Raw genomic sequence first — 1,720 nt, 5'->3', positions numbered from 1 at the left:
ATCAGCCAGCGGAGCTCCAGGTTCAAGGGCGTCTTAGAGTGACCACCCTCTATACCGGAGCTCCGCTGCTCTATGCCTCAGACACGCCTTGACGATCCACCCGACCGCCTAACTGAACGGCGTTGGTACTAGCGCCCGGACGCCGTGACGGAACAACAGGTCAGCGACGAACGATCCGATAGCTCCGGCTCCCACCACTGCTACCTTGCATCCGGTGAGCTCGCCGGCCGTCGTGCCGGCGCGTAGCAGGCGCGTAGGCACGCTGGTGTCGGCGGCTTCACATGCCTGGATTTCGATCTGCGTTGGTCGGGCTGCGGAGGGACGCGCAGTGAGGGCGAGTACTCCGCAGGAGGAGCCGCGCCGGTAACGCAGCACCAGGTACGTCACGATACCGGCGCCGATGAGCCAACCGACCTGGCCGGCGTCGTCGCCGAGCAAGGGGCGAAGGGCCACCCACGCCAGCTGTCGATACCGCCGACCGATCGTGGGTCTGCCGCGATGACGTCGCTGAGGTCGCGCAGGAGGTGCCTGGACTTGGCTGGTGATCGTCACACGCGTTTTGTCGGGGGATGCGCTGGTGCGAACACAGCCGTGGATGCTGGTCAGCGAGGATAGATCTTAAAGCACCAACCCACCCGCGGTCGGCAGGTACCGTTCGAGGTCACACGCTGAGTCGCCGGGCCAGCCAACTTCGGTCTGCTGCAGCCAAGCGGCCACCCTGCACAGAAATTGCGCAGGGTCGCGCCACGGTGCGCCCTCCACCGGTGTGTCGGACGGCCACAAACACAATCCGCCGTCCCGCTCGCGGTGGAAGGTCAGTTTCAGCGGGATACCCGCCTCGATCACGCGGACCCGTGGGGGCGCGAACGGGTATGCGGAGGTCAAGATGACCTCGACGGTGGCCGTGACCGCCTTTTCATTACTACTGCACCACCTAACCGGGCCACGCAGCGTGTCGCCCTCGCCGCTGAACCCGGCGACAGTCAGGATGCGGCGAAAATCTTCCCGCTCGGTCGTGAGTTCCCGCTCCCAGGGCTTTGTCACGCGAAGCGGTCGCTTCCAGCCGGGATCCGCGTGGCACTTACCGTCGACCGGTGGGCGACGGTCCCGGTCGCGGCGAATTGCGCGGCGGCGCGGGCGGCTCGAATCCCGAGCGCGAGCGCGGTCCGGTCCACCATCCCGTCGGTGTCTTGGGCGTCACCGATAGCGGTGAAGTCGCGTTGTGCCGCTTTGAGCCACTCGAAGAAGCGTCGGGCGCGGACCGGATGTCCGATCCATCGGTCGGCGAAATTCTCGCCCGGCTCGACCGGATTGGCGATGACGTGCCGGCCGAACCGGGACTCAACGTGATCAGGCATCTCTTGGACGACGTGACGCAGCACGTTGAACAGATCACCGCCCGCTTCGTAGGACTGGGCCGCCAGAGTGGTGATGATGATCGAGGAAGGGCGGTTGCCGAGGTCGTTCCTGAAGTAGATGTCCCGGTGCCGCTTGAGCGCCTGGACCGTCCGCTGCAACGTTGTCTTGAAGGCGTTGCGCGGTAGCTGCTCGACATCCATCTGGCGAGACTCTGCGATCCGCATCGCACCTTGCAGTGAGTTCCCCCCGGTTTGGTGGAGCCTCTCAAACATGATCGACTGATCATGGGGAGGACGTTCTGTGGCCGCACCGAAGAAGTACCCCGACGAACTGAGGGCGCGTGCTGTGCGTCTGTATCGCG

General features: G+C 65.2%; 2 protein-coding genes. Both read right to left on the bottom strand.

All coding sequences use genetic code 11. The annotated features are described in order from the left end of the window. Positions 1-618: 618 nt before the first annotated feature. A complete protein-coding gene (locus QSK31_RS48405; protein ID WP_285691978.1) occupies positions 619-1,044 on the bottom strand; it encodes a hypothetical protein in 426 nt (141 codons plus the stop codon). Next, positions 1,041-1,559 carry a hypothetical protein gene (locus QSK31_RS48400; protein ID WP_285691977.1) on the bottom strand — a complete coding sequence of 173 codons (519 nt, stop codon included), beginning with the start codon at positions 1,557-1,559 and terminating at the stop codon, positions 1,041-1,043. The genes QSK31_RS48405 and QSK31_RS48400 overlap by 4 nt, the downstream gene beginning before the upstream one ends. Between the last annotated feature and the right edge of the window lie 161 nt (positions 1,560-1,720).

It is taken from the genome of Actinoplanes sp. NBRC 103695 (assembly GCF_030269485.1).
GTDB lineage: Bacteria > Actinomycetota > Actinomycetes > Mycobacteriales > Micromonosporaceae > Actinoplanes.
The sequence above is the reverse complement of the archived record's forward strand: the minus strand, read 5'-3'. Positions and strand labels throughout refer to the sequence as shown.

Excerpts from the sequence above, each read along its gene's own strand:
- QSK31_RS48400 (WP_285691977.1), bottom strand. The coding sequence starts at position 1,559 with ATGGATGTCGAGCAGCTACCGCGCAACGCCTTCAAGACAACGTTGCAG.